This is a genomic window from Tessaracoccus oleiagri, assembly GCF_900103275.1.
In the GTDB taxonomy this organism is placed as follows: domain Bacteria; phylum Actinomycetota; class Actinomycetes; order Propionibacteriales; family Propionibacteriaceae; genus Arachnia; species Arachnia oleiagri.
The window spans coordinates 40201-66678 of record NZ_FNGP01000001.1; the positions used below are offsets into that span (position 1 = coordinate 40201).

15 protein-coding genes and 3 pseudogenes are annotated in these 26478 nt (G+C 68.3%); 5 read left to right on the forward strand and 13 right to left on the reverse strand.

Features of this window, described 5'->3' with window-relative positions:
* Together BLR46_RS00195 and BLR46_RS00200 are read right to left on the reverse strand one after the other, a co-directional pair.
* Window positions 1-1932, reverse strand: coding sequence for an ABC transporter ATP-binding protein (locus BLR46_RS00195; protein WP_093247787.1), 1932 nt, complete (start codon window positions 1930-1932; stop codon window positions 1-3).
* Window positions 1925-3781, reverse strand: a complete 1857-nt coding sequence (locus BLR46_RS00200) for an ABC transporter transmembrane domain-containing protein (protein ID WP_093247789.1) — start codon at window positions 3779-3781, stop codon at window positions 1925-1927. The genes BLR46_RS00195 and BLR46_RS00200 overlap by 8 nt, the downstream gene beginning before the upstream one ends.
* Before the next feature lie 366 nt (window positions 3782-4147).
* Here BLR46_RS00200 and BLR46_RS00205 point away from each other — a divergent pair, with 366 nt between their 5' ends.
* Window positions 4148-4420, forward strand: a complete 273-nt coding sequence (locus BLR46_RS00205) for a DUF2892 domain-containing protein (RefSeq protein WP_093247791.1) — start codon at window positions 4148-4150, stop codon at window positions 4418-4420.
* Here BLR46_RS00205 and BLR46_RS00210 read toward each other — a convergent pair.
* The 4 genes from BLR46_RS00210 to BLR46_RS00225 all read right to left on the reverse strand — a co-directional run bounded on the left by BLR46_RS00210 (window position 4417) and on the right by BLR46_RS00225 (window position 7949).
* Window positions 4417-5349 (reverse strand): serine/threonine-protein kinase, encoded by a 933-nt coding sequence (locus BLR46_RS00210; RefSeq protein ID WP_093247793.1) that lies wholly within the window; start codon window positions 5347-5349, stop codon window positions 4417-4419. The genes BLR46_RS00205 and BLR46_RS00210 overlap by 4 nt on opposite strands.
* A gap of 75 nt (window positions 5350-5424) precedes the next feature.
* Entirely contained in the window at window positions 5425-6945 is a 1521-nt protein-coding gene (locus tag BLR46_RS00215) for a molybdopterin-dependent oxidoreductase (protein WP_093247795.1), read from the reverse strand.
* A 67-nt stretch (window positions 6946-7012) separates the two neighbouring features.
* Window positions 7013-7465, reverse strand: coding sequence for a NanQ anomerase/TabA/YiaL family protein (locus BLR46_RS00220; protein ID WP_093247797.1), 453 nt, complete (start codon window positions 7463-7465; stop codon window positions 7013-7015).
* Between the two features lie 88 nt (window positions 7466-7553).
* The gene (locus BLR46_RS00225) at window positions 7554-7949 is read right to left on the reverse strand and encodes a hypothetical protein (protein WP_093247799.1); all 396 of its coding nucleotides are present in this window, start codon (window positions 7947-7949) and stop codon (window positions 7554-7556) included.
* A gap of 126 nt (window positions 7950-8075) precedes the next feature.
* Between BLR46_RS00225 and BLR46_RS00230 the strand changes: the two genes are divergently transcribed.
* Window positions 8076-10103, forward strand: coding sequence for a spermine/spermidine synthase domain-containing protein (locus tag BLR46_RS00230; protein ID WP_093247801.1), 2028 nt, complete (start codon window positions 8076-8078; stop codon window positions 10101-10103).
* Window positions 10104-10125: 22 nt separating this feature from the next.
* On the opposite strand, the gene BLR46_RS00235 is transcribed toward BLR46_RS00230, so the two are convergent.
* Window positions 10126-11673 (reverse strand): FAD-dependent oxidoreductase, encoded by a 1548-nt coding sequence (locus BLR46_RS00235; RefSeq protein ID WP_093247803.1) that lies wholly within the window; start codon window positions 11671-11673, stop codon window positions 10126-10128.
* A gap of 346 nt (window positions 11674-12019) precedes the next feature.
* Between BLR46_RS00235 and BLR46_RS00240 the strand changes: the two genes are divergently transcribed.
* A complete protein-coding gene (locus BLR46_RS00240; RefSeq protein ID WP_093247805.1) occupies window positions 12020-12403 on the forward strand; it encodes a hypothetical protein in 384 nt (127 codons plus the stop codon).
* 385 nt (window positions 12404-12788) lie between these two features.
* On the opposite strand, the pseudogene BLR46_RS00245 reads toward BLR46_RS00240, so the two are convergent.
* Window positions 12789-13151 (reverse strand): annotated as a pseudogene (locus BLR46_RS00245) (integrase core domain-containing protein); the annotation flags it as partial.
* Window positions 13087-14049 (reverse strand): annotated as a pseudogene (locus BLR46_RS00250) (IS30 family transposase); the annotation flags it as partial. The pseudogenes BLR46_RS00245 and BLR46_RS00250, both read right to left, overlap by 65 nt.
* Window positions 14050-14080: 31 nt before the next feature.
* Here BLR46_RS00250 and BLR46_RS15335 point away from each other — a divergent pair.
* Window positions 14081-14215: pseudogene (locus BLR46_RS15335) on the forward strand (helix-turn-helix domain-containing protein); the annotation flags it as partial.
* Between the two features lie 427 nt (window positions 14216-14642).
* Here the strand turns inward: BLR46_RS15335 and BLR46_RS15500 are convergent.
* Window positions 14643-17474, reverse strand: a complete 2832-nt coding sequence (locus tag BLR46_RS15500; protein WP_093247809.1) for an RHS repeat-associated core domain-containing protein — start codon at window positions 17472-17474, stop codon at window positions 14643-14645.
* A gap of 291 nt (window positions 17475-17765) precedes the next feature.
* Here BLR46_RS15500 and mobF point away from each other — a divergent pair, with 291 nt between their 5' ends.
* Entirely contained in the window at window positions 17766-21794 is a 4029-nt protein-coding gene (gene mobF / locus BLR46_RS00270; protein ID WP_176761592.1) for a MobF family relaxase, read from the forward strand.
* Between the two features lie 74 nt (window positions 21795-21868).
* Here mobF and BLR46_RS00275 read toward each other — a convergent pair whose 3' ends face one another.
* The 3 genes from BLR46_RS00275 to BLR46_RS00285 all read right to left on the reverse strand — a co-directional run bounded on the left by BLR46_RS00275 (window position 21869) and on the right by BLR46_RS00285 (window position 26167).
* Window positions 21869-23170, reverse strand: coding sequence for an ISL3 family transposase (locus BLR46_RS00275; protein ID WP_093247813.1), 1302 nt, complete (start codon window positions 23168-23170; stop codon window positions 21869-21871).
* A 116-nt stretch (window positions 23171-23286) separates the two neighbouring features.
* Complete coding sequence (locus BLR46_RS00280; protein WP_093247815.1) at window positions 23287-23547, reverse strand: hypothetical protein; 261 nt, start codon at window positions 23545-23547, stop codon at window positions 23287-23289.
* 109 nt (window positions 23548-23656) lie between these two features.
* A complete protein-coding gene (locus BLR46_RS00285; RefSeq protein ID WP_143008146.1) occupies window positions 23657-26167 on the reverse strand; it encodes a hypothetical protein in 2511 nt (836 codons plus the stop codon).
* Window positions 26168-26478: the final 311 nt, after the last annotated feature.

Consider the following 26478-nt stretch of genomic DNA (forward strand, 5'->3'; position numbering starts at 1 on the left):
TCAGTCGCGCCAGGTCCGCCAGAGGTCGGCGTACTGCCCGTCGAGTTCGAGGAGCTCCTGGTGTGAGCCGATCTCGACGATCCGCCCCGAGTCGACCACCGCGATGCGGTCCGCGTCGTGCGCCGTGTGGAGCCGATGCGCGATGGCGACCACGGCCCGCCCCTCGAGCAGCGCCGCGAGCGAACCCTCGAGGTGCCGCGCCGACGCCGGGTCGATGAGCGACGTGGCCTCGTCGAGCACCAGCGTGTGGGGGTCGGCGATGATCAGGCGGGCGAGCGCCACCTGCTGCGCCTGGCCCGGCGAGAGGCTCACCTTGCCGTGCCCCAACTCCGCGTCCAGGCCGCCGGGCAGCCGCGACACCCAGTCCCACGCATCGACCGCCCGCAGCGCCCGCTCGACCTCCTCGTCGGAGGCCGTGGTCTCGCGGGCGAGCACGACGTTGTCGCGGACGGTGCCGACGAACACGTGGTGCTCCTGCGTGACGAGCGCCACCTCGGTGCGGAGGCGGTCGAGCGGCAGGTCCATCACGTCGACGTCGCCCACGGTCACCTGCCCCGTGCGCGGCCGGTTGATGCCCGCGACGAGGCGGCCGAGCGTCGACTTCCCGGAGCCCGAGGGACCGACGATCGCCAGCCGCTCCCCCGGCCTCAGGTCGACGTCGACGCCGTGCAGCACGTCGGTGTCCGGCCGGTAGCCGAACCTGAGGTCCTTGCCCGTGAGCTTGACCCCCGTGGGGACGGCCTCGCCGGGAGTGCGGTCGTCGTCGAGCTGCGCGACGCCGATCAGGCGCGCCGTCGAGACGATGCCGAGCTGCAGGTGGTCGAGCACCGCGATGACGCGGTCGAGCGGCCCCTGCAGTTGCGAGATGTACAAAGCGGCGGTGGTGATCTGGCCGATCGTCGCCCAGCCCTCGGCGTGCCCCCACACCCCGAGCAGCACCACCCCCACGAGTGGCAGCTGGAACGAGGAGTCCACCATCGAGAACAGGAAGTTGCGCAGCGTCATCGTGTAGCGCTCCGCCTGCCCCGACAGCTCGGTGTCCTCGTCGATCTGCGCGTTGCGCAGGTCGCCCAGGCCGAGCGCCTCGACGGTGCGGGCCCCCTCCACGGTCTCGGTGGTGGTGGAGTTGATGATCGAGTACGAGCGCGACTCCATGATGTAGCCGGCCGTCGCCCGCGACAGGTAGTAGCGCCCGCCCAGCCACATCACCAGCGCGGTCCCGAGCATGGGCAGGGTCAGCTGCCACGAGTTGACCACCATCGCCACGAGCGTCGCGCCGATGAGCACCACCGACACGATGAGGTTCGGGAACGCCCAGCGTGCGGCGACGGCCATCTTGCCGACGTCCGAGGTGATGCGGGTCAGGAGGTCGCCGGATCCCGACGCCTCGACGTGCCCGAGCGGGAGCCGCAACACGATCCGCACGACCTCCTCGCGGGCCGCAGCCAGCAGGTCGTAGCCGAGCACCGCCGACGAGCGCCGCGCGGCGAACGTGAGCAGCGCCTGCGCGACGATGACCCCCGCGATGACGGCGACGGTCGTCGTCAGCCCGCTGCGCTCCAGCTGGCCGCCGGTGACCCGGTCGACGAGCCGGCCGAGCAGGAAGGGAGCGACGAGGCCGGCGCCGGCAGCCGCGAGGTTCATCGCGATCGCGAGCCCCAGCAGCACCCGGCGCCTGCCGTGCAGGAGCTCGCCGAGGAAGCCGACGGCCTGCGCCGACGAGGCCACGGGGAACCCGCACTTCGGCTCCCGGGCCTCGGCGTACGTCTGGCGCGCGACCTCGGTCCGGATGCGGTGACGCTCCCGGAACGCCGCGGCACGCCGACGGAGGCCGGCGCCCCGGGGCACGTCGAGCCCCTCCGGCAGACGCGAGGCGGCGGGGCCGGAGCGCCACGTCGCGGCGGACGTGCGGGACAGCACTGGTTCAAGCATCGGAGTCCTCCATCCCCCGCGCGACGATGCGGCGGAACTCGGGGTGGTCGTGGAGTTGGTCATGGGTGCCGCGGGCGATCTCCCGCCCGTCGACGAGGAGGGCGATCTCGTCGCAGCGACGCAGCAGCAGCGGCGACGCGGTCACGACGACGGTGGTCCGGCCCTGGCGGTGGTCGGCCAGCCGCGCTGCGATCCGCGCCTCGGTGTGCGCGTCGACGGCGGAGGTCGGCTCGACGAGGACCAGCACCTCGGGATCGCGGAGCAGCGCCCGTGCGAGGACGAGCCGCTGCCGCTGGCCGCCGGACAGGCCGCGGCCCTTCTCGTCGATCCGCCCCTGCCAGCCGCCCGGCAGCGATTCGTAGATGTCCTCCGCGGAGGCGACGATGAGCGCGCGCTCCGCGTCCTGGCGGGCGTGGGTGCCCCACGGGTCGACCGCGGTCTGGAGCGTGCCGGAGAACAGCATCGCGTCCGTGTGGGACACGACGATGGTGCGCCGCAGCGAGGCCATGTCGAGCTTCGAGTAGTCGACGCCGTCGGCGGTGACACCCCAGGGCCTACCGGCACGTTCTGCGTCCTCCCGGGCGCGCCGGGCACGCTCCTCGAGACGTTCACGACGCGCCAGCTTGCGCCTGCGGCCGGTCAGCTCCGCGTCGTCGACCGGGTCGGGCGACTCCTGCGGCAGGTACCGGCCGAGACGGTCGGCGAGCTGGGCAGAGTCGTCGGGGTCGGCGCTCACGATGCCGAGCATCCGGCCGGGACGCACCGTCACGCCGGACGCCTCGTCGTGGAGCACGGGCGCGGGGCCGAGCGGCCGCCCACCGTCGGCCCACGGGACGTCCGTCCCGAGCAGCGCGATGGTCTTCTGGGCGGCGACCAGGCCCTGCACCCACTTCTGCGCGAACTCGAAGAACGTCTGCATCGGGGAGGTGAGGAATACGGCGTAGCCGAAGAAGCTGATCAGCTCGCCGATGCTGAGCGTCCCCTCGAGGAGCCGCAGCGAACCCAGGTACACGAGCGCGACGAGCAGCAGCCCGGACAGCAGGATGCTGATCGCCTCGACGACCGCCTGCCACGTGCCGAGCCGGATGCCCAGCGCGCGGACCTTCTGGGGCTGGCGTTCGTAGTTGCCGGCGAACGTGCGCTCGCCGCCGACGCCGCGCAGGATGCGCAGCCCCGTGGCGATGTCGGTCGCGAGCGACGTGAGCGACGAGCTCTCGGAGCGCTCCGCGGCCTGCGCCCGAGTGAGCGGGCGAAGGACCGGCATCGAGCCGAGGAGCAGCAGGGGCGTGGCGACGAGCACCACCGCGCCGAGCGTCGGCGAGGTGCTCAGCATGAGCACCGACGCCAGGACGAAGCTGAACGCCGCCGCGATCGCGTGCCCGAACGACTCGAGCGTCGCACCGAACTGGTCGGTGTCCGACGACGAGACGCTGATCACCTCGCCGGTGGGGACCCGTCGGTTGAGGACGTGACCGAGCCGGACGGCGCGGTGCGACACGCGGCGCTGGAGGCCGTACTTGCCGAGCAGCCACATGCGGACCGCGAAGGTGTGGAACAGGATCCCGCCGCCGACGCCGATGGCGATGACGAGGAGCAGGAGTCCCACCCAGCCGAGCGCGGCCGGCACGTCGGCGCGGGCGACGCCGGCGTCGATGGCCCGGCCCAACAGCCAGGGCGTCCGTGCGGCGGGAATCATCCACGACGCGGCGCCGAGGGTCATCGCCGGCATCACCCAGCCGTAGGAGCGGATCAGCCAGAAGAGGAAACGGCTGGGCGAGCGCACGTCCGGGCGCGAGTCGGCGGGGATGGCGGGCGGGAAGTCGTAGCGCCCGCGGGGCTGCACATGCATGGAGAAGTCCTGGAGGACGGCGTCAAGTGACGCGAGATGTTGTCGAGGGAGGGACGCGATGGGCGTCGAGGTGGGCGAGGCCCGGCGCTGTTCCGGTCAGGCGACGAGCGCGCGCGGCCGACCGGGAGCGGCGACATTGATCAACATCTGCGCGCACCTCCTTCAGATCGACGACAGGCAAACACTATGGAGCCCGGACCGGGGATGTCAACACATGGCGACTGAATGGGCACTTACGGTGTTCGGCGTGGAGCGAAACAGCGTCCCGGCCGTGACCGAAGCATCCGCCGCCGGCTGCCCTGGGACCGGTGAGCGGAGCATCGGCGACCATTGCCTGCGCCTTCGCATCGTGCCTACGATGCGCGCATGAGCGCGATGGCGGAGTCCTTCAACCGTTCCTCGTTCGGCCGATGGATCAACAGTCCGTCGGGCCGGATCTTCCGCGCGACGGCGGGGGTGGGGTTCCTCGTCGCCGGTTTCGTTGCGCGACGACGGCCGGGCGGGAAGATGTCGTTGCTCTGGGGCCTGCTGCCGTTCACTGCGGGCGCGTTCGACGTCTGCTACGTCAGCGCGGCGTTGGGCGGACCGCTGCGCGGCCGTGAGTGCCGCGGCGACGGGGTGCGTGCTGGTAAACCCTAGAGGATCGCGCGGCGGGGGACGGCCATCAGCGCCGTCGCCTCGGGGTCCTCTTCGTCGAGCGGGACGTCTTCCTCCACGGCGGGCGCCTCGAGCATCTTGACGAGCAGGGCGGCCGACGGGCGGGCCTCGGGGTCCTTGGCGAGGCAGCTGGAGATGAGCGACGCAAGGTCGGCCGGCGTGCCCTCGGGCAGCGGCGGCGGCGGGTCCTGCACGTGGGCGAGCGCGGTGGCGATGGGGGTGGCCCGGTCGAAGGGCTTCTCCCCCGTCAGCATCTCGTGCGCGAGGACGCCCAGGCCGTAGACGTCCGACGCGGGACCCAGCAGTTGGCCGAGCGCGTGCTCGGGGCTGAGGTAGTTGGCGGTGCCGAGCACCTGCCCCGTCAGCGTGTGCGAGTGGCCGCTAATGGAGCGGGCGATGCCGAAGTCGGTCAGCTTGGCGCCGGTCTCGGAGACCAAGACGTTGGCCGGCTTGATGTCGCGGTGGATGACGCCTGCCTCGTGGGCGACGGCGAGCGCGGACGCGAGCTCGTACAGCAGCGTCCGCACCTGGCCGACGGCGAGGGGGCCGCGGCTGAGCAAGTCAGCCAGTGTCAGGCCGTCGACCATCTCCATGACGAGATAGGACAGGCCCTCGAACTCGAGGAAGTCGTGGATCGTGACGATGTTCGGGTGCGTGAGTTGGGCGGCAAACCGCGCCTCGTCCTTGAACCGCTCGATCAGCGCCGCGTCCTCCTGGATGTGGAGGTGCATGATCTTCAGCGCGACGCGCCGCTGCAGCACGTCGTCGAGAGCTTCCCAAACCTGTCCCATGCCGCCGGACGCGACGTGACCGATCAGCCGATAGCGTTCCGAGAAAATGAACCCCGGCCTTAGTCGTTCCACCCAAACCTCCGACTCACCCACGGGAGGGGGGTGATCAGATGCAAGCATAACCCTTTTCTCGCGGGGTTTTTACCATGACATCTCGCGGCCCGGCAACACGGGGCCACCCAAGTCGAGCAAACGCTACGCCACTAGGACATTCACAACGTGGTAGCCCTCCGCGCCGTCCGGGACGACGTCGCGGATCTCGGACGACTGCACCGCTCCCTCCCCGTCGGTGGCGCGGGCGACGAGCCGGTGCTGCCCCCGCTCGGCGCGCCACGGGAGCACCCACTGGCGCCAGTAGTCGACGCCCACGTCGGGACCCAGCTCGGCCTCCTGCCAGGGGCCGTCGTCGACGCTCACCTCCACCTTGGCGATGCCGCGATGCGTGGCCCAGGCGACGCCCGCGATGTGGGTCTCCCCCGCCGCGGCGCTGGTCCGGGGCGTGTCGATGCGGCACGCGGTCTTCACCGGCCCGCGGGGCGACCAACCCCGGTCCGTCCAGTACGCCGTCGACTTCGCGAAGGAGGTGACCTCCAGCCGGGTGAGCCATTTCGTCGCCCCCACGTAGCCGTACAGGCCGGGGGTGAGGAGCCGGGCGGGGGCCCCGTGGATCCGGGTGAGCGGCTCGCCATCCATGGCGACGGCGATCATCGCGTCCCTGCCGTCGAGCAGCACCTCCAGCGGCGTGCTGGCGCTGAACCCGTCGGGGGCGGAACTGAGCACCATGTCGGCACCCTGCTGCGGGCCGGCGCGCCGCAGCAGCTCGTCGACACGGACCCCGAGCCAGCGGGTGGAGCCGCAGAGGTCGCCGCCGACGGGGTTGGAGACGCAGGTCAGCGTGATGTCGCGCTCGATCATGGGCATGGCGAGCAACTCGTCGAAGGTGATGGAGTAGGGCCGGTCGACGAGCCCGTCGATCCGAAGCGTCCAGCCCGCGAGGTCGACGCGGGGGGCGGCGAGCGCGATGTCGATGCGGTAGAAGTCGGCGGTCGGGGTGCGCAGCGGCGAGATCCCCTGGAAGCGGCCCTCGAGGCCGGCCGGCAGGGGCGGGAGTTGCTCGTCGGGCACGGGCAGCCGCACCGCGTTCGAGGCGGTGCCGCCCAGGCCGGTGAGGGAGCGGTCGCCGAGCAGCGCCAGCGCTCCCCCGGCCGCCGCGAGCCCCGCCCCGCCGATCAGGAACCGGCGCCGGGCCTGAGGATTGGCGAGCCGGGCGAGGTCGTCCGCCCGGGAATCGCCGCCCAGCACCCAGCCGGGGAAGGCGAACAGCAGGCAGCGCCCCAGCACCGTCGCGACGAGCGCGGGGAGGACGTCGAGCGGGCCAGCTTCCGGGCGCGAGAGCGCGGCCGCGCCGGAGATGACCCCGAGCACCGCCACCAGTCCGATGGCGAGACTGCGTCGTCGGGGCGCCAGCCAACCGGCGAGCGCCCCGAACAGCGCCACGAAGAGGATGACACCAGCGACCAGGACCGCCTTGTCGGCGGTGCCGAGGGTGCTCGTCGCCCATTCCTTGACCGGGGCGGGCGTGGCGTCGATGACCACCGCCCCGACGGCGACCACAGGGGACGCGGCGGGGTTCAGCAGGTGCGCCGCGGCGTGCCCCGCGGCCGCCCCGACGAGGGCCGCGAGCACCCCCGACAGTGGCCACAGTGCGTTGCGCATACTCCAGCATGCGTCGCGGCGCGGCGATATTCCAGCGGCCGGCGCTCCCGTCGACCCGGAGAAGGGATCAGGAGGCGCGCACCTTGGCGACGGCCTTGGTCACCGTGCGGGGGCCGTCGATCCAGAGGCCGGGGCGGTGGGCTTCCCCGGGGAACACGACGGCGAACCAGCCGGGGCGCAGCGTCAGCGTGACGTCGGTGGCACCGCCGTGGAACGACACGTCGTCAGCCTCGTCGTAGTCGGTCGCCTCGTCGAGGGAGGCGACGGCCGCGACCTCGAGCCGCTCCTCGCCCTCGAGGACCGCGTGGATGTCGGCGAACACGCGGTGCGCCTCGAAGCGGACGTCGGCGGGGTTCCGGGTCTCGTGCTTCGAGAAACCGACGTGCCCGGCCCCGTCGGCGAGCTGGACGGGCTCTGCGGGCAGTGCCGATGCGTCCAGCGCGGCGAGCGTGTCGAGGGCCTCCGCGATCCCCGGGTGTCCTGCGTAGCGGTGGCGGTTGTCGATCGTGTCGTAGATCATGGGCTCTTCCTCAGTGGTTCACCGGAAATCTAGCGACGCCGGCTCCCGGGCGGCGAGTTTCGCGCAGCCCGGGCGATCGTTGTGGCCCTCAGCGGGCGGGCGACTCGAGCAGCGCCCGCAGCGCGAGGGCGTAGGCGTTCTCCGGGTCGCGGTCGCGAAACTCGCGGCCGTCGTCCAGCGTCACGACGTACCCGTCCTCCCGGCGCAGGCTGCGGAAGGCCGAGCCCAGCGCGTGGCGCAGCTGGCCCTCGTCGGGCAGCCAGACGGTGCGTTCCTGGGCGACGGAGTCGAGCGCCCATTCGGTGGTGCCGTTGAAGGCGAAGATGGTGCCGGTCTCGAGCCTGCGGACTTCGATCACCATGTCGGCGATGTGGAACACCTCGTCGACGAGCTCGGCGGAGGCGACCACGAACCGGTCCCCGGCCGTGGGCGTCCACTGCAGGCCGGCGTCACGGAGGGCGAGGGCGAGCGACAGATCGAGCATGCCTCCAGCGTATGCGCGGTCGCTGGGCCACGCCCTCGTGCAGCGGATTCGGCCGAGGTGACCGCTTGCCGAAACATACTGTGGGGAATGCGCTGCCTCGTTGCCGAGAGCGCGAGGGGTGAAGCGATGAGCCTGAAGAGCAGTACCCGCACGATGCCGACGCAGAAGGCGTCCATAGGCCGACTGGTCCTCGGCAGTTCCCTCATGCTGTTCCTCGAGCTGGCGCTGATCCGCTGGCTGGGCTCGAACGTCGTGCACCTGTCCTACTTCTCGAACTTCGTGCTGCTGGGCTCGTTCCTCGGCATCGGCGCTGGGTTCCTCATCGCCCGCAAGCCCTGGTCCGTCATCCCCCTGACCCCCGTGCTGCTGGCGCTGCTCGTGTTCATGGTCTGGAGGTTCCCGGTCACGATCGACCGTGGCGGCTCGGGGGTCATCTACTTCACGTCGCTCGACACGGCAGGACCGCCCGCCTGGTTGGCGCTCCCGGTGATCTTCCTGCTGGTGGCCGCCATCCTCGCCGGGCCGGCGGAGGTCGTCGGCCGCTGCTTCGCGGAGCTCGAGAACCTCAACGCCTACCGCTGGGACCTCATCGGATCGCTCACGGGGATCGCGGTGTTCACGGTGCTGTCGTTCTCTCGGGCGCCCTCGGTGGTGTGGGGGTTCCTCGTCGCCGTACCGCTCGTGGTGCTGGCCTGGGGGTGGCACCGGGTGGTGGCCGGGATCGCGGGCCTGGTCATCGTCGGCACCCTCCTGGCGGAGAGCCTGGCACCGGGGGTCTCGTGGTCGCCGTACTACAAGGTCGAGGGCTCGGAGGTAGGCCGGTCCGACGACGGGGGCCTGCTCTACCTGATCTCCGTCAACGGCATCCCGCACCAGGTCATGGGGTCGGCCGACTTCAAGCTGACCGAGGCCGAGGACCTGTACCGCACCCCGTACGAGCGGATGACCGCAGAGGCGCCCGAGCACGTGCTGATCATCGGCGCCGGCTCCGGGTCCGACGTCGCCGTGGCACTTTCGAAGGGCGCCGCCAGCGTGGACGCGGTGGACATCGACCCGCGGATCATGGAGATCGGCGCCGAGCTCCACCCGGACCAGCCGTACGCCGACCCGCGCGTGCGCCGGACGATCGACGACGGCCGCGCCTTCCTGGAGTCGACCGACAAGCAGTACGACCTCATCCTCTTCGCGCTGCCCGACTCCCTCGCGCTCGTGAGCGGCGCCTCCCAGATCCGGCTGGAGTCGTTCCTGTTCACCGAGGAGGCACTGGCCTCCGCGCGGGCGAGGCTCACCGACGACGGCGTGTTCTCCATGTACAACTTCTACCGCGAGTCCTGGCTGATCGACCGGCTCGGCGGGATCGCGCAGAACGCGTTCGGGCACGCGCCCTGCGTCGACCTTCTGGGCGGCGCGCAGGCCGTCGTCACCATCGCGAAGGACCCGGCCCACCAGCGATGCGCCTCCGACAACCACGTCCTGCCCGCGGACCGGATCGCGCCGCCCACCGACGACGCCCCTTTCCTCTACTACCGGGGCGACGGGATCCCCGCCGTCTACCTGTGGACGCTGGCGGGCATCATCCTGCTCTCGGCCATCACGGTCCGCAGCCTCGGTGGCCCGTTCCGCACGATGCGGCCCTACGCCGACCTGTTTCTGATGGGCGTGGCCTTCATGCTGCTCCAGACGCGCTACATCGCCACCTTCGCGCTCCTGTTCGGGACCACGTGGTTCGTCAACGCGCTCGTGTTCGGCGGCGTCTTGCTCGTCGTCCTGCTGGCGGTGGAGACCACCCGACGATGGCGCACCCCACCGATCCAGTGGCTGTTCGGCGGCATCGTTGCCTCACTCGTGCTGGCCTATCTGGTCAGCCCCGAGTGGCTGCTCTCGCTGCCGGGACCGCTGCGCGTCGTCGTGGCCATCGCGCTGGCGTTCGCGCCGATCTTCCTCGCCAACGTGGCCTTCGCGAAGCGCTTCGCGGCCGCGGACAACTCGCGGTCCGCCTTCGGGCTCAACCTCCTAGGGGCGCTCGTCGGCGGCTGCCTCGAGTACGCCGCCCTGCTGACGGGTTACGACAACCTCCTCCTCTTGGTGCTGGTCCTGTACCTGCTCGCCTTCGCGCTGGCGCCGCGCCGCAACGGGCACATCGTCGCGGCATGACGCGGGAACTCAGGCAGTTCGCCTACGACCCGGAGTCCTGGCCCGCAGCACTCCGCTCGTCGGTCCCCTCGCCGGCGAGGAGATGGCGAAGATCCTGCAGCGGTGCTTCCGCGGGACCGTGCACCACGGCGCCGTCTGGCGCGAACCGTGACCCGTGGCACGGGCATCCCCATTCGGACTGCGCGTGGTCCCACAGCACGATGCAGCCGGCGTGCGTGCAGACCGCCGAGACGACCTGCAGCTCACCGTCCTCGCCACGATGCACCGCAAGCTGCTCGCCCCCGCTACGCACGACAGCCGCTTCCCCGGCCTTCAGCGCCCGTACGATGTCGTTGGCGTCGCGGTCGGTGCCGCTGCTGGTGCGGGCGGAGATGAGTGCGCTGTCGACCGGGGCGAGTGTTCGTCCGGGATCGAAGACCCAGCGGTAATCGTCGGACGTTCCTCCCCCGGCGATGAGGTCCCGGACGATGGCGGCGGCGACCCCGGCCGTGGTGAGTCCCCAACCCCCGAAACCAGTGGCGATGTAGAGGCCGTCGTCGAGGGCACCGATCAGCGGAACGCCGTCGGAGGTCGAGTCGTCCTGTGTGGTCCACCGGTACTGGGCTGCCCCCACGTCGAAGTGCTCGCGCGCCCAGGCCTCGAGGTCGTCGTAGGGTTCGGCACCGGTGTTGGGGTCCTCGACGTACGCGGCGCCGCCCACCTGCAACATCGTTCCCTCCGGGCGCTCGATGGTCCGCAGGGAACGCATCGGGCGTTCGTACGAGATGAGGACGCCACCCGGCGCCGACGCACCGTCGCGCAGGGGCAGTGCGACGGCGAAGCCCTGGTGGCAGTAGAGCCGTTCCCACAACTCGTCCCCCGCGCCGGCGGTGGGAGTCAGGGCGGCGACCACGACGCTGTCGGACCGCACGCTCCCCTTCTCGCTGGTGACGGTCCAGCGGTCGTCGCGGCCGATGCTCTTCGCCCGGCTGGACTCGAAGATGCGCACGCCGCGGGCGGCGAGCGCATCGGCCAGCGGCACGAGCAGCCGTCGGGGATGCAGCTGTGCCTGGTCCGCGAACCGCACGGCACCCACCGTCGGGAACGGTACGGGGACGTCCGTGGTGAAGCTGGCCGGCAACCCCGCGTCGGCGGCCGCCTCGGCCTCGGCGCGGAGCGCGTCGACGCTGTCGGGGTCGGTGCCGTAGACGTAGGCGTCGCGGGCCTGCACCGCGTCGTCGACCCCGAGCTCCGAAGCGATCCGCTGGATGCGCCGCAAGGCTTCCTGGTTGGCCCGCCCGTACGCCCGGGCGACGTCGGCGCCCCGCTCCCGCGTGAGCCGCAGGTAGCGCATACCGTGCTGGGAGGTGAGTTTCGCCGTCGAGTGGCCGGTGACCGACGAGGCCACCCGACGCCGCTCGAGGACGGCCACCCGCTGCCCCGCCTCCGACAGTTCGAACGCGCACAGCAGTCCTGTGATGCCTCCCCCGACGATGCAGACGTCCACGTCGAGGTCCTCGGTGAGCTCGGGATGTGGCGTCGGGGCCACCGACTCCATCCAGTAGGAATTCCCAGCCGTCAACGGGCTCATGGCATACCCCTTCCTTCACGCCTTCGTGCGGGTGCATCAACGGTAGGCGATCCGCTCCAACCGCGGAGCGAAACCTCGTTCCCCGACCGCGGGGCCGATGCCGGGGCCGCGGTGAGCCACGTCTACTTAGGATGGAAGTCTGTCCGCCGTAGAGGCTGACGGTTGTCCCTCCGGTCCGGGTGCCGAGGCAGAAGGGAGTATCAACGGCCACGATCGGAGCGAGCACAAGACACGTCGGATGCGCGGCCTCGAGCCGCCCGCGGGTCCACGAGGCGACGTCGTCACGCCGCCCACAACCGTTCATACCGAACCGATGCAGCATCGGCTACAGAAGGAGACAAGACATATGAGCACGGCCAACTGGGATCCCTGGAACTACCGCGAATCCGTGAACCGCGATCGAACCGCAACCGGTCTGGTGGGCTACAAGGTCCACGCGACGGACGGCGACATCGGCAAGGTCGACGAGGCCAACGACGAGGTGGGCAGCGCCCAGATCGTCGTCGACACCGGCCCGTGGATCTTCGGCCGGAAGGTGATCCTCCCGGCGGGCGTCATCGACAGGATCGACGACGCCGACGAGAGCGTGTACGTCTCGGTCACCAAGGAGCAGATCAAGAACTCTCCGGAGTTCGACGACACAACGCGCAACGACCCGACATACCGGGACACCTTGGGCAGCTACTACGGCGACTACTACAACAGGGGCACAGACACCACCCTCCCCTGAGCCACCGCGTAGCGATATAGCACGAACCCCTGGCTGACCGGCATTTCTGCTGGTCGGCCAGGGGTTCCGATTTGTGCGCGAGAGAGGAGTTGAACCACTCTGGAATAACCTCTGACTACTTGCTGAAGGGGGCCGATGCCCTTTTCTGCCCATGTTGTGCCCCCTGGCCACGGCTCGGAGCGTCGAAAGCACCTCATCGGCCTGTGACGAAGGCATGGGTCCCAGCGACGGCGGCGGGGGTGTGGGGGCCCGGGGTTGTGGGCCTCATCGTCTTGGGCGTGTTTCTCCCAGCCCGCGTGGTCGCGGCCACATTTCCGCCCATGACACCGCTGATAATGCTTGCTGTGGGGTGGGGTCTGCTGCACGGATTGGTGACAGTTCCTAGTCACGCAGCCTGCGCGGCTGGTGGGTTCATGATGGTCTCGTATTCGATGGGGGTCAAGCGGCCGAGACCGACTCGTCGGCGGCGGCGGTGGTAGGTGCGTTCGATCCAGGTCACGATCGCGATCCGCAACTGTTCGCGAGCGGTCCAGGAACGACGGTTGAGGACGTTCTTCTGCAACAGGCTGAAGAAGGACTCCATCGCCGCGTTGTCGCCGGCCGCACCGACCCTGCCCATCGACCCGACGAGGCCATGACGAGCCAACGCGCGGAGGAACTTCCTGGATCGGAATTGGGCAGGTTCAACCGGTCGTTGCAACACCAGGCTGTTGGAGCGAGCGTAGCTGCTCGGTGAAGACCTCGGCCGGGGTCATCCAGCCCAAGACTTTGCGGGGCCGGTTGTTGAGGGTGTGGGCGACGGCTTCGAGGTCGGTGGCACTCCAGCGTGACAGGTCGGTGCCCTTGGGGAAGTACTGCCGCAGCAGCCCGTTGGTGTTCTCGTTGGTGGGCCGCTGCCAGGGCGAGTGAGGATCGGCGAAGAACACCTTGGTGCCGGTCTCGAGGGCGAACGCGGCGTGGGCGGAGAGTTCCTTGCCGCGGTCCCAGGTGATCGTCTTGCGTAGCTGTTGCGGCAGCGCGGTGATCGAGGTTGCGATGGCCGTGTTCATCGCGACGGCTCCGTAGCCCCCCAGGGCGGGCCCGTTCTTGACCGGTGGTGCTTCGCCCCAGCCGTCGAGGCGGGGCAGGTGGATCAGGATCGTAGCGCGGCTGTGGCGTTCGACCAGGGTGCCGATCGCTGAGCGGCCCGTCCCGATGATCAGGTCACCTTCCCAATGCCCGGGAATGGCCCGGTCATCGGCCTCGGAGGGGCGTTGGCTGATCACGACATCGGCGGTGACATGCCCGTGGGGTTTGTTGCGGGACCGCTCGCGGGGCTGGCGCAGCGCTCGACCGGTACGCAGGCAGGCCACGAGTTCACGCTTGAGCGCGCCGCGGCCCTCGATGAACAACGACTGGTAGATCGCCTCGTGGCTGATGCGCATGGACTCATCATCGGGGAAGTCCAGCTTCAGACGGTTGCTGATCTGCTCGGGGCTCCATCCCGTGGCCCAGCGCCTGTCTTGCCGGTGCGGCTTGTTCAATCCCTTCCATGCCGGCGTTCCGGGGCCCTCTACGACGGTTCCATCGGCGCGGGTGACCTTACCGGCGAGCCGGTCAGCCACGTAGTCACGCAGCCGTGGGGTGGCGACCATCTTTGCGGTCTTGCCACCACTGGAACCTCTCGCCGTCCGGGCGATCTCACCGCCTTTCCTGTCCGAGGAAGAACGAGTACAGATCGCCGACCTCGCCAGCCGCGGCCTCGGACCGACCGCGATCGCCCATGCCCTCGGCCGATCACCCTCGACGATTAGCCGCGAGCTACGCCGCAACCGCCACCCAACGGGATCCACGGCCTAGTATCACGATCTTCAGGCGGAAACTCCCCAAAGACGTCGCGCAACCATCCAGATCACAGCCGCTAGCAGGAGCACCAGCAATTCGTCCGCCCAGGTTACCGCCCCCTGGAGCTTGCCGAACTTCACTAGGCCCCACTTCGCATGGCAATATGCGAGCGCGCTAACTGACAATATCAAGATTGCGTACAATATCTCATATAGAAGCCAGTAAGAGGGGGGGAGTACTGACGCAAAGAGGGCTACCACGGCCGAGGGTACCATCCATATCCGCGCTCCATTGGCGGCCACCTCCACTGCGTCGTCGTCCGCGAGACCCGTGCGCAGCTGAGCAATAGAGAGGGCCGATTCCTTCGTTATGACATTCATGAGGAACACCGCGAAAAAGTAGCAAACAGAAATCATTAGCGCTTCTTTTGAGTCGGCAGCGTGCTACTGGTCAAGTGCTTATGCGAATACGCGGCGATCCCGATTCCAGTCACGACATAATCAAGACGACGCCCCCATTTACGGGCAGCTCTTACGCCTCGCTTGCGCCAATCGCTAGCCATCCGGCTTGGGCTCTGCGCCTTACTCCGCTCTGCCTTTGACATAGCTCGGAAAGCTGGTCTGTGTGCAGCCTTCTTTGCCTTCAACGACGACTTTACCACTGTTGCGCCGATCCTGCCGACGCCAAATGGTACAAAATCAAGGACGCTCAACGCCGCATTTTTCCAATCACGTTTGCTGGCGGCCCTCACTATATCTACAGCTGACATTGTGAGGGCAACAGCTGCACAGGCCCCGCATCCAAAAAGAGACGCCACGCCTAATCCGGTTTTCAAGGTGTCCCACCATTTGCCGGTGGTGTCTTGTTTGTTGATGGGGTCGTTGGGGTATGTGTAGGGGGTGTCGTTGCCGCCGTGGATGGGATCGAGGCTGGTGAATGTCCCGGTGGTGGGGTTGTAGAGGCGGGCGCCCATGAGGAGGATGCCGGTCGTGGTGGCTGTGCGTTGTTTGGTGCCGAGCCAGCCGTAGCCGTTGCCGGCGGTGCCGGTGGGTGTGGTGGGTGGTGGGGTGGTGGGTTGGCCGTATTCGGTGTAGCGGGTGTAGTGGTCGAGGCCGGTGGCGGGGCTGGTGGGGGTGGGGAGGGTGATGGTGGCGGCGACGTCTCCGCGGGGGGTGGTGAGGGCGAGTTCGGCCCATTTCTGGCCGGTGTCGTCGCTGACCGCGGCCAGGGTGAGGTCGCCAGCGATGAGATCGCCGTACACAGTCGTGGCCGCATTGGCGCCGTGGAGGTTAGTGACCCAGCCGGGATTGTCGGAAGCGTCGGTGTAGTGGTTGGTGAGGATCCCGGTGGTGCCCCCGCTCGTGGTGGTGGTTCGCTTGGTGCGCCGTCCGGCGGTGTCGAGGGTGTAGCTGAGGGTGGTGCCGGCTTGGGTGATGCTGTGCGCGCTGTCGTCGGCGTAGTACCGCAAGGTGAGGTCCCCAGCAGCTGGGTTGGGGGCATCGGCGGCGGGGATGGTCAGCTGGCGGCCGAGCGGGTCGTAGGCGTAGCTGCCTTGTCCGTTGCCGCCGGTCGTGGGGCGGTCGGCGGCGTCGTAGGCCCGGCGGATCGTGGTGGCCGGGCTGGTGGGACAGGCGGTGCCAGTGGCGGTGCCTTGCTGGGTGCGGTTCCCGCGCGCGTCGAAGCCGTAGGTACGCAGCGCGCACGACGCCTCAGCGCTGAGTTGTTGGTCGGTGACGGTGGTGAGTCGGCCGGCGGGGTCGTAGCCGTAGGTGAGGTCGGCGCGGACGGCGGTGGTCCCGTCGAGTTCGCCGGTGGTGGCGGCGCCGCCTTCAGGGTTCCATTCCCGCACGATCTGTCCGGAGGCGTTGGCTTCGATGCTCCACCCGAGCCAGGGTCCGATGCCGCCGCCCGCGACGGGGCCGTGGTAGGACTGCGAGACGAGTTCCCCGGTGAGGTCGTAGAGGTGCTGCCGCTGCATCTGCCCCGGGAGCTGTTCGAGTACGAGTTGGCCTTGGGCGTCGTACGCGGCCGACGCGGTCCAGGTTTGGCCACCGATCACGGTCGCGACCTTGGTCAGCAGGCCCCGGTACTCGGTGACTCCGTTGGCGTCGGTGCCGTCGTAGGTGTAGCTGGTGGTGGATTTCGGTGTGGTGACGGTGACGAGGTCACCGATCGCGTTGTAGGTGTTGCTGGTGGTGTGGGTGACGCCGCCGCTGGTGGTGGCGTAGGCGAGCTGCCTGCCCCAGGAGTCGAAGGTCATGGAGATGCTGCCCGCGCTCGAGGACGTGCCGATCACCATGCCGGTGGTGTCGTCGTAGCTGGTCGTCACCGTCGGCACCGGATCGCTACCGACCAGCCCGGTGAGGGTGGTGGTGACGGTGACGGGCCGGGCCTTGGCGTCGAAGTTGGTCTTAGTTTCTCGAATGACGGTGCCGGAGGTGTCGCGGCTGGTGGTGGCGGCGCCGTGCCAGGCGTAGTCGGAGTGCCGCGTGACCGGCAAAGTGGTGCCTGCTGGTTGGCTGGCGGGGCCTTCGCTGCACACAAAGCCCGCGAAGGTGGGCTGGCCGCCGCAGGCGGCATCGGCGGCGTTGGTGCCGGCGGACCAGTAGACGGTGCGGCGGGTACCCGGGCTGGCCGATCCGGCGCCGGGTTGGCGCTGCTCGATGACCCTGCCTCGCGCGTCATAGCGCGTCTCCCGCCGGATGTCGGCCGCGTCCGGGGCGCCGTTGCCGTTCATGTCCAGCGTGGTGGAGGTCGACAGCCGCAACTCCCAACCTGACTTCGGATCCGCGGTGTCGAGCTTGTCGTAACCGGTGAACGTCGTCGCCAGCGTCTCCACCACCGACCCGTCGAGGCGTTCGGCGGTGGCGACGGTCTTCACCGGCAGCGACACCCCCGGCACCGAGGCATGCTCGCCGTAGCTGGTGGCGACGTGCCGCCGCAACAGTTCTGGCTGCTCCCCGCCCGGTGCATGGATCATGGCCGCCGGGGTCCATACATCGGTGACCCTAGTGCGGGCCGGGGCCAACACGGTCCCATCCGCGGCGAGCACATCGACCGGGTTGTAGGTGGTCACGGTGGCAGCCGCGTCGAGGTCGGTGTAGTCGCCGACACGGATCGCGGCGGTGGCGCGGGAGTCCCATGCCTTGACCACATTGTCGGACTCGTCGTAGACGTTGGCGGTCAGCTGCCACTGGCCGGCGCCGTAGCGGGCCTCATGGATCGTGTACCCGTCGTCGTCGGTCAACCACACATCCGCACGCCCTACCCGATCAGAAACTCAACACTGAGCCCTCCGATCGACAACCGGCTAGGGGCGGGAAGCTCCTCAGAGATTGCGAAAAGCATGCCCTACTACGACCCGTTCTACAAGACCCAATCACAAAGATCCCCCGAAGAAATAAACGTGCGCCACACGATGGACACTCAACCAGTCGTTCCCCCCAGCGGATGAAGTGCCACACACCCAGTGCACCGCCGCGGCGGGGATGTTCGCTCGCTGGTTCTTGGTGGGGTTGTGGTGGGTGTGGCGGCGTCGTTGCACAAGCTCACGGCAGGGTCGGGGTATGACTACCTGACCCGGCAGGTGGCTGCCCATGACACGACGGAGAAGGGCCACGCGACGCTCGCCTCGTACTACTCGGAGCGCGGCGAGGTGCCCGGGTCCTGGCGCGGCCGCGGCGTCGCCGGCCTGGGTGACCTGGCCGTCGGGGATGAGGTCACGGCGGAGCAGATGCGGGCACTGTTCGGGGGCGGGTTCCACCCCAACATGCGGGCACGGCTCGCTGCCCTCCCCCCGGAAGCGTCGAAGGCGATGATCGCGGCAGCGACCCGGCTGGGAACGCCGTTTCCGGTGTTCGAGGCCGCGACCGCGCTCCGGCTCGAGCTTGAGCAACGCTCCACCGCGTGGCGAACCCAGCAAGGACTGCCGCCGACCACGCCGGTACCGGTGGACGTGCGGGCGGAGATCATCAACACGATCGCGGCGCAACGATTCGAATCGCGCATCGGTCGTCCCCCGTCGGCGCCGGAACTGGGGGCGGAGGTGGCGCGGCTGAGCCGCCAACCCACGGTCGCGTGCGCGGGGTACGACCTGACGTTCACGCCGGTGAAGTCGGTCTCGGCACTGTGGGCGGTCGCCCCACCCCACATCGCCGCGGCGATCGAGCGCGCCCACGACGCGGCCGTCGACGACGCGCTGCGCTACCTGGAAGACGAAGCCCTCTACTCCAGGGCCGGACACGCCGGCGTGCGCCAGATCGACGTCCACGGCCTCGTGGCCGCGTCGTTCACCCACCGCGACTCCCGCGCCGGGGACCCCAACCTCCACACCCACATCGCGATCGCGAACAAGGTCCAAGGCCTGGACGGCAAATGGCGCGCCATCGACGGACGCCTGATCTACAAGGCCAAAGTCAGCGTCAGCGAAACCTACAACACCATGCTGGAAGCCCACCTGCGCGAGACACTCGGCATCCAGTTCCGTGAACGCGAACCCGGCACCATGGAGAAGCGGGCCGTGCGGGAGATCGCCGGCGTCCCCGCCCAGCTGCTGACATTGTGGTCGTCGCGGCGGGCGCTCATCGCAGCGCGCCAAGCCGAACTCGCCGCCACGTTCCAGACCCGACACGGCCGCCCACCCACCCCCGCCGAGGCGATCCGTCTGGCCCAGCAAGCCACCCTGGAAACCCGCGAAGCGAAACACGAACCTCGCTCCCTCGACGAACAACGCAGAACGTGGCGCAACGAAGCCGAGCGCGTCATCGGCGCCGACGGCATCCGGCGGATGCTCACCCGAACGCTGCGCTGGCCCTCCTCCTACCGCCGCCAGGAAGTGTCGGACGGGCGATTGGATCGGGTGGCCCAAGAGGTGGTGCAGCGGGTGGCGAGATCGCAGGCGTCATGGCAGAGCTGGCACTTGCGCGGCGAAGCGTCGCGCCGCGCGCGCGAACTCGCCACCACCGCAGCCCAAGCCGAGCACCTCACTACGCTGCTGCTTGAACGAGCGCTCGCGCTCTCGGTCCCCCTGCGCAGCGCCGGAGACGGAATCGAGGAGCCCGCCGAATTGCGCCGGGTGGACGGGTCTTCCGTGTACGAGGTGGCCGGCTCACGGCGCTACACGTCGCGAGCGGTGATCGACGCCGAACAACGGATCGTCGCCGCCGGCGCGCGCTCCGATGGTCGCCGAGCCGCCGGGGAGGCGGTCGAGATGGCGCTGCTCGAGTCGATGGCCAATGGTGTGACGTTGACTGCGGGGCAGTCCGGGCTGGTGCGGGAGATGGCGACCAGCGGAGCCCGGCTCCAGCTCGCGCTGGCCGCTGCGGGTACCGGGAAGACGACGGCGATGCGGGTCCTCGCCCGGGCGTGGGAGGAAACCGGCGGCACGGTACTCGGCCTCGCACCGTCCGCCGCCGCAGCCGCCGCCCTCCAGGACGTGACCGGGCAGACCACCACGATCGCGAAACTTCTCTGGGACCGCCACCACCGCACGGACGCGATCGATGCGTCGACGTTGATCATGGTCGACGAGGCCGGCATGGCGGACACCCTGAGCTTGGCCGAGCTCGTCGACCTCGCCATTGATCGTGGTGCCTCGATCCGACTGGTCGGCGACGATCACCAACTCTCCGCCATCGGTGCCGGGGGCGTGCTCCGCGACCTGCAACGTCGCCATGGCGCGGTCGAGCTCGACGAGGTGCTGCGCTTCACCGACGACGGCGAAAGGGAAGCGACACTGGCCCTGCGAGAGGGCGACCCGGCCGCGCTGGGCTGGTACCTCGACCACGGCCGCCTCCACGACGGCAGTAGAGACGCCGCGCTCGAGGCCGCCCTCCACGCTTGGGCCACGGACACAGGCCAAGGCCTCGATTCGCTCATGCTCGCCAGCACGCGAGAAGACGTCGCCGAACTCAACCGCAGAGCCCGCCTACACCAACCGCGCTCCGCAACGGGTGCCATCGCCCTCAGGGACGGGAACCACGCAGGGGTGGGCGACCTGGTCCTGACCAGACGCAACGACCGCCGGCTGCGAACCTCGTCCACCGACTGGGTCAAGAACGGCGACCGCTGGATCATCGAAGCCATCAGCCGGGACGGCGGACTGGAGGTCCGGCACCGGCGCACTGCCCAGCACGCTTGGCTCCCGCCCGACTACGTCGCCACGCAGGTCGAGCTGGGCTACGCCACCACGATCCACGCCGCCCAAGGCGCCACCGTGGACACGACGCACACCCTCCTCACCGGCACGGAAACGCGGCAAGGCCTGTACGTCGCCATGACCCGCGGCCGGCAGGCCAACCACGCCTACGTCACCACCGTCGGCGACGGCGACCCCCACTTAGCTTTCACCCCCGAAACGCTCCGACCGCCCACCGCCGTCGAGATCCTCGAGACCGTCCTGGCCCGCGACGGCACCGCCCGCTCCGTCAGCACCGAGCTCGCCGACGCCGACGACCCCAGTCTGCGCTTGGGAGACGCGGTCAACCGGTATCGCGACGCGCTCACCGTCGCCCTCGAGCACCGCCACGCCACAGCTCTCGAAGAACTGGACCATCACGCCGACCACATCGTCCCGGGCATCACCGACTGCGACGCCTGGCCCACGCTGCGGCAACGGCTCCTCGCCGCAGCCGACAACACCACCCCCCTCGGCGCGCTCCGTAGCGTCGCGGCCGGGCACCGATTCGACGACGGCATCCACGACCCAGCAGCATTGCTTGCATCACTAGTTCCGGAACCTACCGGCGGCCCACTCCCCTGGCTCCCCCGGATCCCCGAGATCCTGGCCACCGACGGTCGTTGGGGACCGTATCTCGACGCACGGAGGCAGCAGATTGCGGGCCTCGCAGACCTCGTCCGAGAGCAGACGCGACGGAGCGGTCCTGCTGAATGGCTTCCCGTCAAAGACCACATACCAGACCGGCTCATCGGCGAAGTCACCGTCTGGCGGGCAGCTATGGGAGTCACGCTGGGCGACCGACGCCCCACGGGCGAACGCCTCTTCGCGGGGGCAGCCCGCCACTACCAGGACCAACTCGACGGGCAGCTACTCGCGGTCGTTCCCATCCTCGGTGCCGCACAGCTACGCCGCCTCGGCCAAGGCCTCGAACACGATCCCGCCATCTCAACTCTCGCGCGCCAGTTGGCGACGCTCGAAGCACGAGGCATTCCTGTCGGCGTCGTGCTTGCCGCTGCGCTTGCGCAGGGCCCCCTCCCGGCGGAACGGCCCGCCGCCGCTCTCCAATGGCGCGTCCGTGAACTCGCGCAAAAGCAGCCCGCAGCCGTCGACTCAGAAGCCCGCTGGCGAACATGGGCAGACGCCGTCAACCCGACGCTCACCCGTTCCCCGCACTGGCCCACGATCCGCGGACTGCTCATGAACCTGACAGAGTCCGCCGATACGAAATCCCTGGAGAACGAACTCCGCGGAAGACGACCGCGCGAGGCCCGCGCGACACTCATGCGAATCGCCGCCTCCGATGAGCGCGCCCACCTTGCAGAGGCCAGAGCCCTACGGCAGCGCCAGCAGGCGCTGTCGCGCAAGCCTCCCGGCGGTGTCCCCCGCTGACCACAGGCCATCCCCTCGGTTGCCCGCGTGCACAGTGCACACGAAATCGACGAGGACTGAACCGAAGGGGCTCTTCACAGATAAGAGTGGATGAGTGGTCGGAAGCCGCCCGCGTCGAGTAGGGATCTGGCGATGTAGTGGTGCAGGTTCCGGAAGCCTCTGGCGGTGCCGCGGAGGTGTTCGATGAGGCCGTTGACGGCCTCTGTGGGGCCGTTGCTCGTGTTCGGGTGGTCGAAGAACGCGAGCACGTCGTCTCGGCGCCGCTGCAGCGTGCGGCCGAGGGTGCGTAGTTCCTCCAGCCCGGCCGGGACCCCGGTGTTGATCGCGTCGATGAGCGTCTCCATGATCTGCTTGCCCTCGGCGGGGTCGGGGGCTTGGTAGGCGTCGATGACGCGCTGGTAGGCCTCCCAGGTGATCTCCAGCGGCGCGTGGCAGTCGTCGCGGAAGACGTGCAGCAGCCGGAACCATTGCCTGATGGTGAGGAGCTTCGCCCTGGTGCGGGCGACGCGCCGGATGCCGTAGAGCGGGTCCCCGGAGCGGCCGCGGTGACCGAGGGTGTCTTGCTGGAGGCGTTGCCGGCACTGGTCGAGCTTCTCCCCGGCCAGCGCGACGACATGGAACGGGTCCATCACCGTCGTGACGTCGTCGATGGTCTCGACGGTGGCGGTCTTGTAGCCGGTGAAGCCGTCCATCGCGACGATCTCGACCCCGTCCCGGAACGCGTCCGACTGCTGCTGCAGCCAGGTCTTGAGTGCCTGTTTCGAGCGGCCCTCAACCATCGCGAGTAGCCGGGAGGTGCCGGTGTTGGTCCTTGTCGGGGTCAGGTCGATGATCACGGTCACGTACTTGTCGCCGAACCGGGTGTGGCGCCAGACGTGCTCGTCGACGCCGATCGCCGTGACTCCGTCGAGCCGGGCCGGGTCGTGGAAGAGCAGTTCGTCGGCGGAGGCGAGGATCGCGTCGCTGCAGGTGTTCCACGCGACCCCCAAGATGGCGGCGATCTTCGCGATCGAGAGCCGGTCGATCACGATGTGCTTGACCGCCAGCGTCACCGCGTCCCGGGACAACTTCCCCCGGCTCGGGGCCGCGGCGCGCAACTCGTGCCGCCACACCCGGGCGCAGTCCGCGCAGCGATAGCGCGGCACGTTGATGTGCAGGATGGTCGGCTTCCACCCGAACGGCACATGCGCCAGCTTCCGGATCACCGTGTCATGCCTGGTCCCGGACCCCGCACACTCCGGACATGGTGTCGCCGGCGTGGTGGGTGAGCAGACGAGTACCGAGTGGTCCGGCTCGACGTTCTGCGTGGTGACGGTGAGGCCGAGTCGGTCGAGTCGGCAGAACGAATCCAGGCATGGTGAGGTAGCGTTTCGCATCAGGGCCCTTGGTTCTCGGGTGGTGATTAGACACCTTCATCCTTGCAACCAGGGGCCCTCTCGCGTCCCTACGCCACGCTCACCATCCGCAGGCCACCAACGTCATCGTTGACAAGCTACCCACCGCCTTCTGTGAAGAGCCACTTATCCGGAAGCGAGTGCAGTTCCAGTAGCAGGTCGAGGCCGTTGGCTGACTCCTCAAGTAGAGCATCAACGAAGTCAAAAAGGATGGCGGTGGGGTCACGGTCGTACCCGGTGTGGTTGAAGTCGTTCAACAGAGCGAACATCGCCTCGCTCGCCCGGGAGCGGTCGGCGCCTACAGGAACCAGGAAGATCTCGTAGGCGTAGCGCTGCTTCCGAAGGTCGTCCTTGAGCATGCTCGTGTAAAAACCTTTGCGCTCTAGGTTGGACCGTCTACGAGCGAGCTGCTCGGCCCGGCGCAGTTCCCAAGGGTGCATGCTCAACCTCGGACGGAGATCGGCGGCACTAGGCATCGTCATCGTCCCACTCCAAGTCGAGTAGGTGGAGCTGTTGCTCGATCTCGGTCGGTACGGTGGCGCCAGCCTGAATTGCATGCTGGCGCAACCAGCGTGCGTAGAACATTCCTTCGTAATTCCCTGATCGCACCGCCCGCAGAATCCCTATTGCCTCGCGGCTTAGAGATCCTGATTGTATGGCTTCGTTATAGCTGAACCCACCGAGATCGAAGAGTTCGCTCGGCACCCCCCACTCTTCGAGCGCATGGTTGGCCCTGATCTCGATATTCGAGCGCTCGATACCTCCCGGGGTGAGGGCAAACAGCGTTGACTCCGACAACAGGACAATAGCCGCACGTCCCAGCAGTTGAGTAGATCGACTTGCGTCGTTGAGGAGTCCGGTCCACACCGATTCAAATGGGGCGAACAGCGAACCGTCTTGTGTCACTTCTGACATGGTGAGTGCGATGCCGCAGAGTTGCAGGAACCTCACATATGGCTCCGCGACATAGGAGTTAATCACCCTCTGGTCGTGACGGCGAACCGTTCTCAACAGACGCTGTGTGGCGGCGTCGACCGCCCAATACAAGAGGGCCACCTTCTGCCGGAACTGTTCCGGATCTCCGGGCTCACGACTGAGCACCCTTCGCAGGACGTTCTCATGCGCCCTGTAGTAGGCCCATCCGAAGTGATCTGGACGGTCCGACTCGGGGGCAGAGTCGACATTCACCGCCAACCGTGCAACTGGTAGCTCCAGTCGATCCTTGAGTGAGCCTGCGCGTCTGGTAAGGGCCGTTGTGTCAGTCTCGGGCCATCGATCATCCGTTTCGATGTGAACCGACTCGCAATCGTCGAGGAGTTGGCGCGCGAATCCAAGCATCGTTTCGAGCTTCTCGGTCAGTTCGGTGGCACGGCTGAGCGCCGCGCCGGCTGCCCACGTCCGGGATCCTCCGATATCGATCACCCAAGGCCAGATCTCGTCTTCCAGGAACGACACGAGGGCCGCGACCTCATCGACCGATTCGGTAGCCAGTGCGCGCGCAACGAGCTGAGTCAGAGCGTTGTCCGGTGTGACACGCTCCCCTTCAATGGCGATCTCAGCCCCGAGTGCCTTACGGAGATTGGCAATGGCTTGAAGGACTAGCCTTCCAGCGACTACTTGCCTCGCATCATCAACAACGAGCTCGCCTGCATCAGGAAGCACCTGGCGCATGCGTTCGAAGTAGTCCATGTAGCCGAGGCAGGCGCTCAGCGCCTCCAGCAGGACGTAGTCGACGAGGTTGTGAGCGCTCGATTCTCCGGGGAGAGCGAAATGCTGTTCTCGTGACAGGCGGGGCCCCAGCGTCGGATTGCCGTCATTCTGGCCGCTTACCAAGCCCTGCTTCTTCGCATAGTCTCCCACGGAGGTCATGGGCGCGAATGTCATCGCGGTCAGCCACAATCGGAGTTCCTCGAACTGCCCCCGACTGCCGAGGGCTCGCGAGAAGACTGGCAAACCGCGGACGGCGCTCTCGACTGTACGCAGATCTCGTCCCGCCAAGAGGCGCTCAGCGACGTCGGCTATCCAGCGCTCGTACCAGAGGTCATCTACAACCTCACTGCCCACTAGCGTGGTGCCCGTCGCCAGAGCGACGCTCAGTTCCGAATGCGATGACAGAAACCAGTCCTTCGCCTGAGTGCGCGTCGGGTTCCACCTGGGGAGCGTCGTAATCGTATGCTTCCGCTGGGAGTATGCCTCCCAGGCTCGAAGCAGGCTAATGGCGGCCGATCCGATCCTGGGGTCATGGCTGGCAGCGATCCCACGGCCCCCAGCCCGTTCATACTCCCGGTCAAGAATCAAAGTGACGAGGTCGTTGAGCGTCTCCAGATTGCCACGGATCTTTGCGTTGGCTCGATGCACGGCGACAGACGAGGGCCTCCTCCGGCGGCCAAGTTTGTAGGCACGGAGAACCCAGCGATTGAGGTCCCGCTGGATCTGTGGGAAGAGGGAGGTCGGCTCGAGCAGTACGAACAGCGTGATCCAAATCCGCCCGAAGGAGAGCACGACGAGGGCAGCTGAGAGGCCAGCGATCACAAGAGTCAGGTGAGTGGCTGTGCGGCCAACGACCGGTAGCGCCAGAGCGAGGGCAACGTAGACAACCGCTTGTGTGAAGAAGACGGCATACCATCGCGACTCGGGCCGGCGGACGATTTGGTCTCGGAGTTTCCGCGTCGCGTCCTTGTAAGTGGTTGAGATAACGAAGGTGACAGTCGCGAAATAGACGGCGACGAAAACTCCGGCCACTCCGAGAGCCGCTGTTGGCAAGGCGGCTGGGTCGACGCTGTCTGGAACAGGCGACGTGAGCCACGCCCAGCCGCGCTCAACCCAGTTGTGGCGTGATCTGAGCCAGCTCGGAAAGTGCCCATCGGCGGAAAGGACCGACTGCGTCAGGACCACAGCGAGTATCGGCGGGACAATCAGGGCCAGGGACTTCGCAAGTGCGCTGTTTCCGACGCGGAGGAGAGACCAGAAGTCCGCCACACGAGAGACAGTGGCGATCAGTGCAGATCCCAGACGAGAGCCAAGGTTCTCGCGGCGTGAACGCAGGCGCCAGTACCATCGAGTCTCCATCGCCCGCAGCTTCAGTCGCGCCCTCCGGGAACTCATCTCAGCGCTCCAGCATCACCACGACATGCGCGCATTACTCGTCCGCGGCGCTCGCTCACATTACCTCCGCAGGCCCGATATCAGCGCTCTTCATCGAATCTCCCTCCACCCGCATGAGTTCGCGTGGTGCTCTCGGTCAGCCTAATCCTGTGTGGACGACGCTCGAAATGAGGCCTCACAGACGG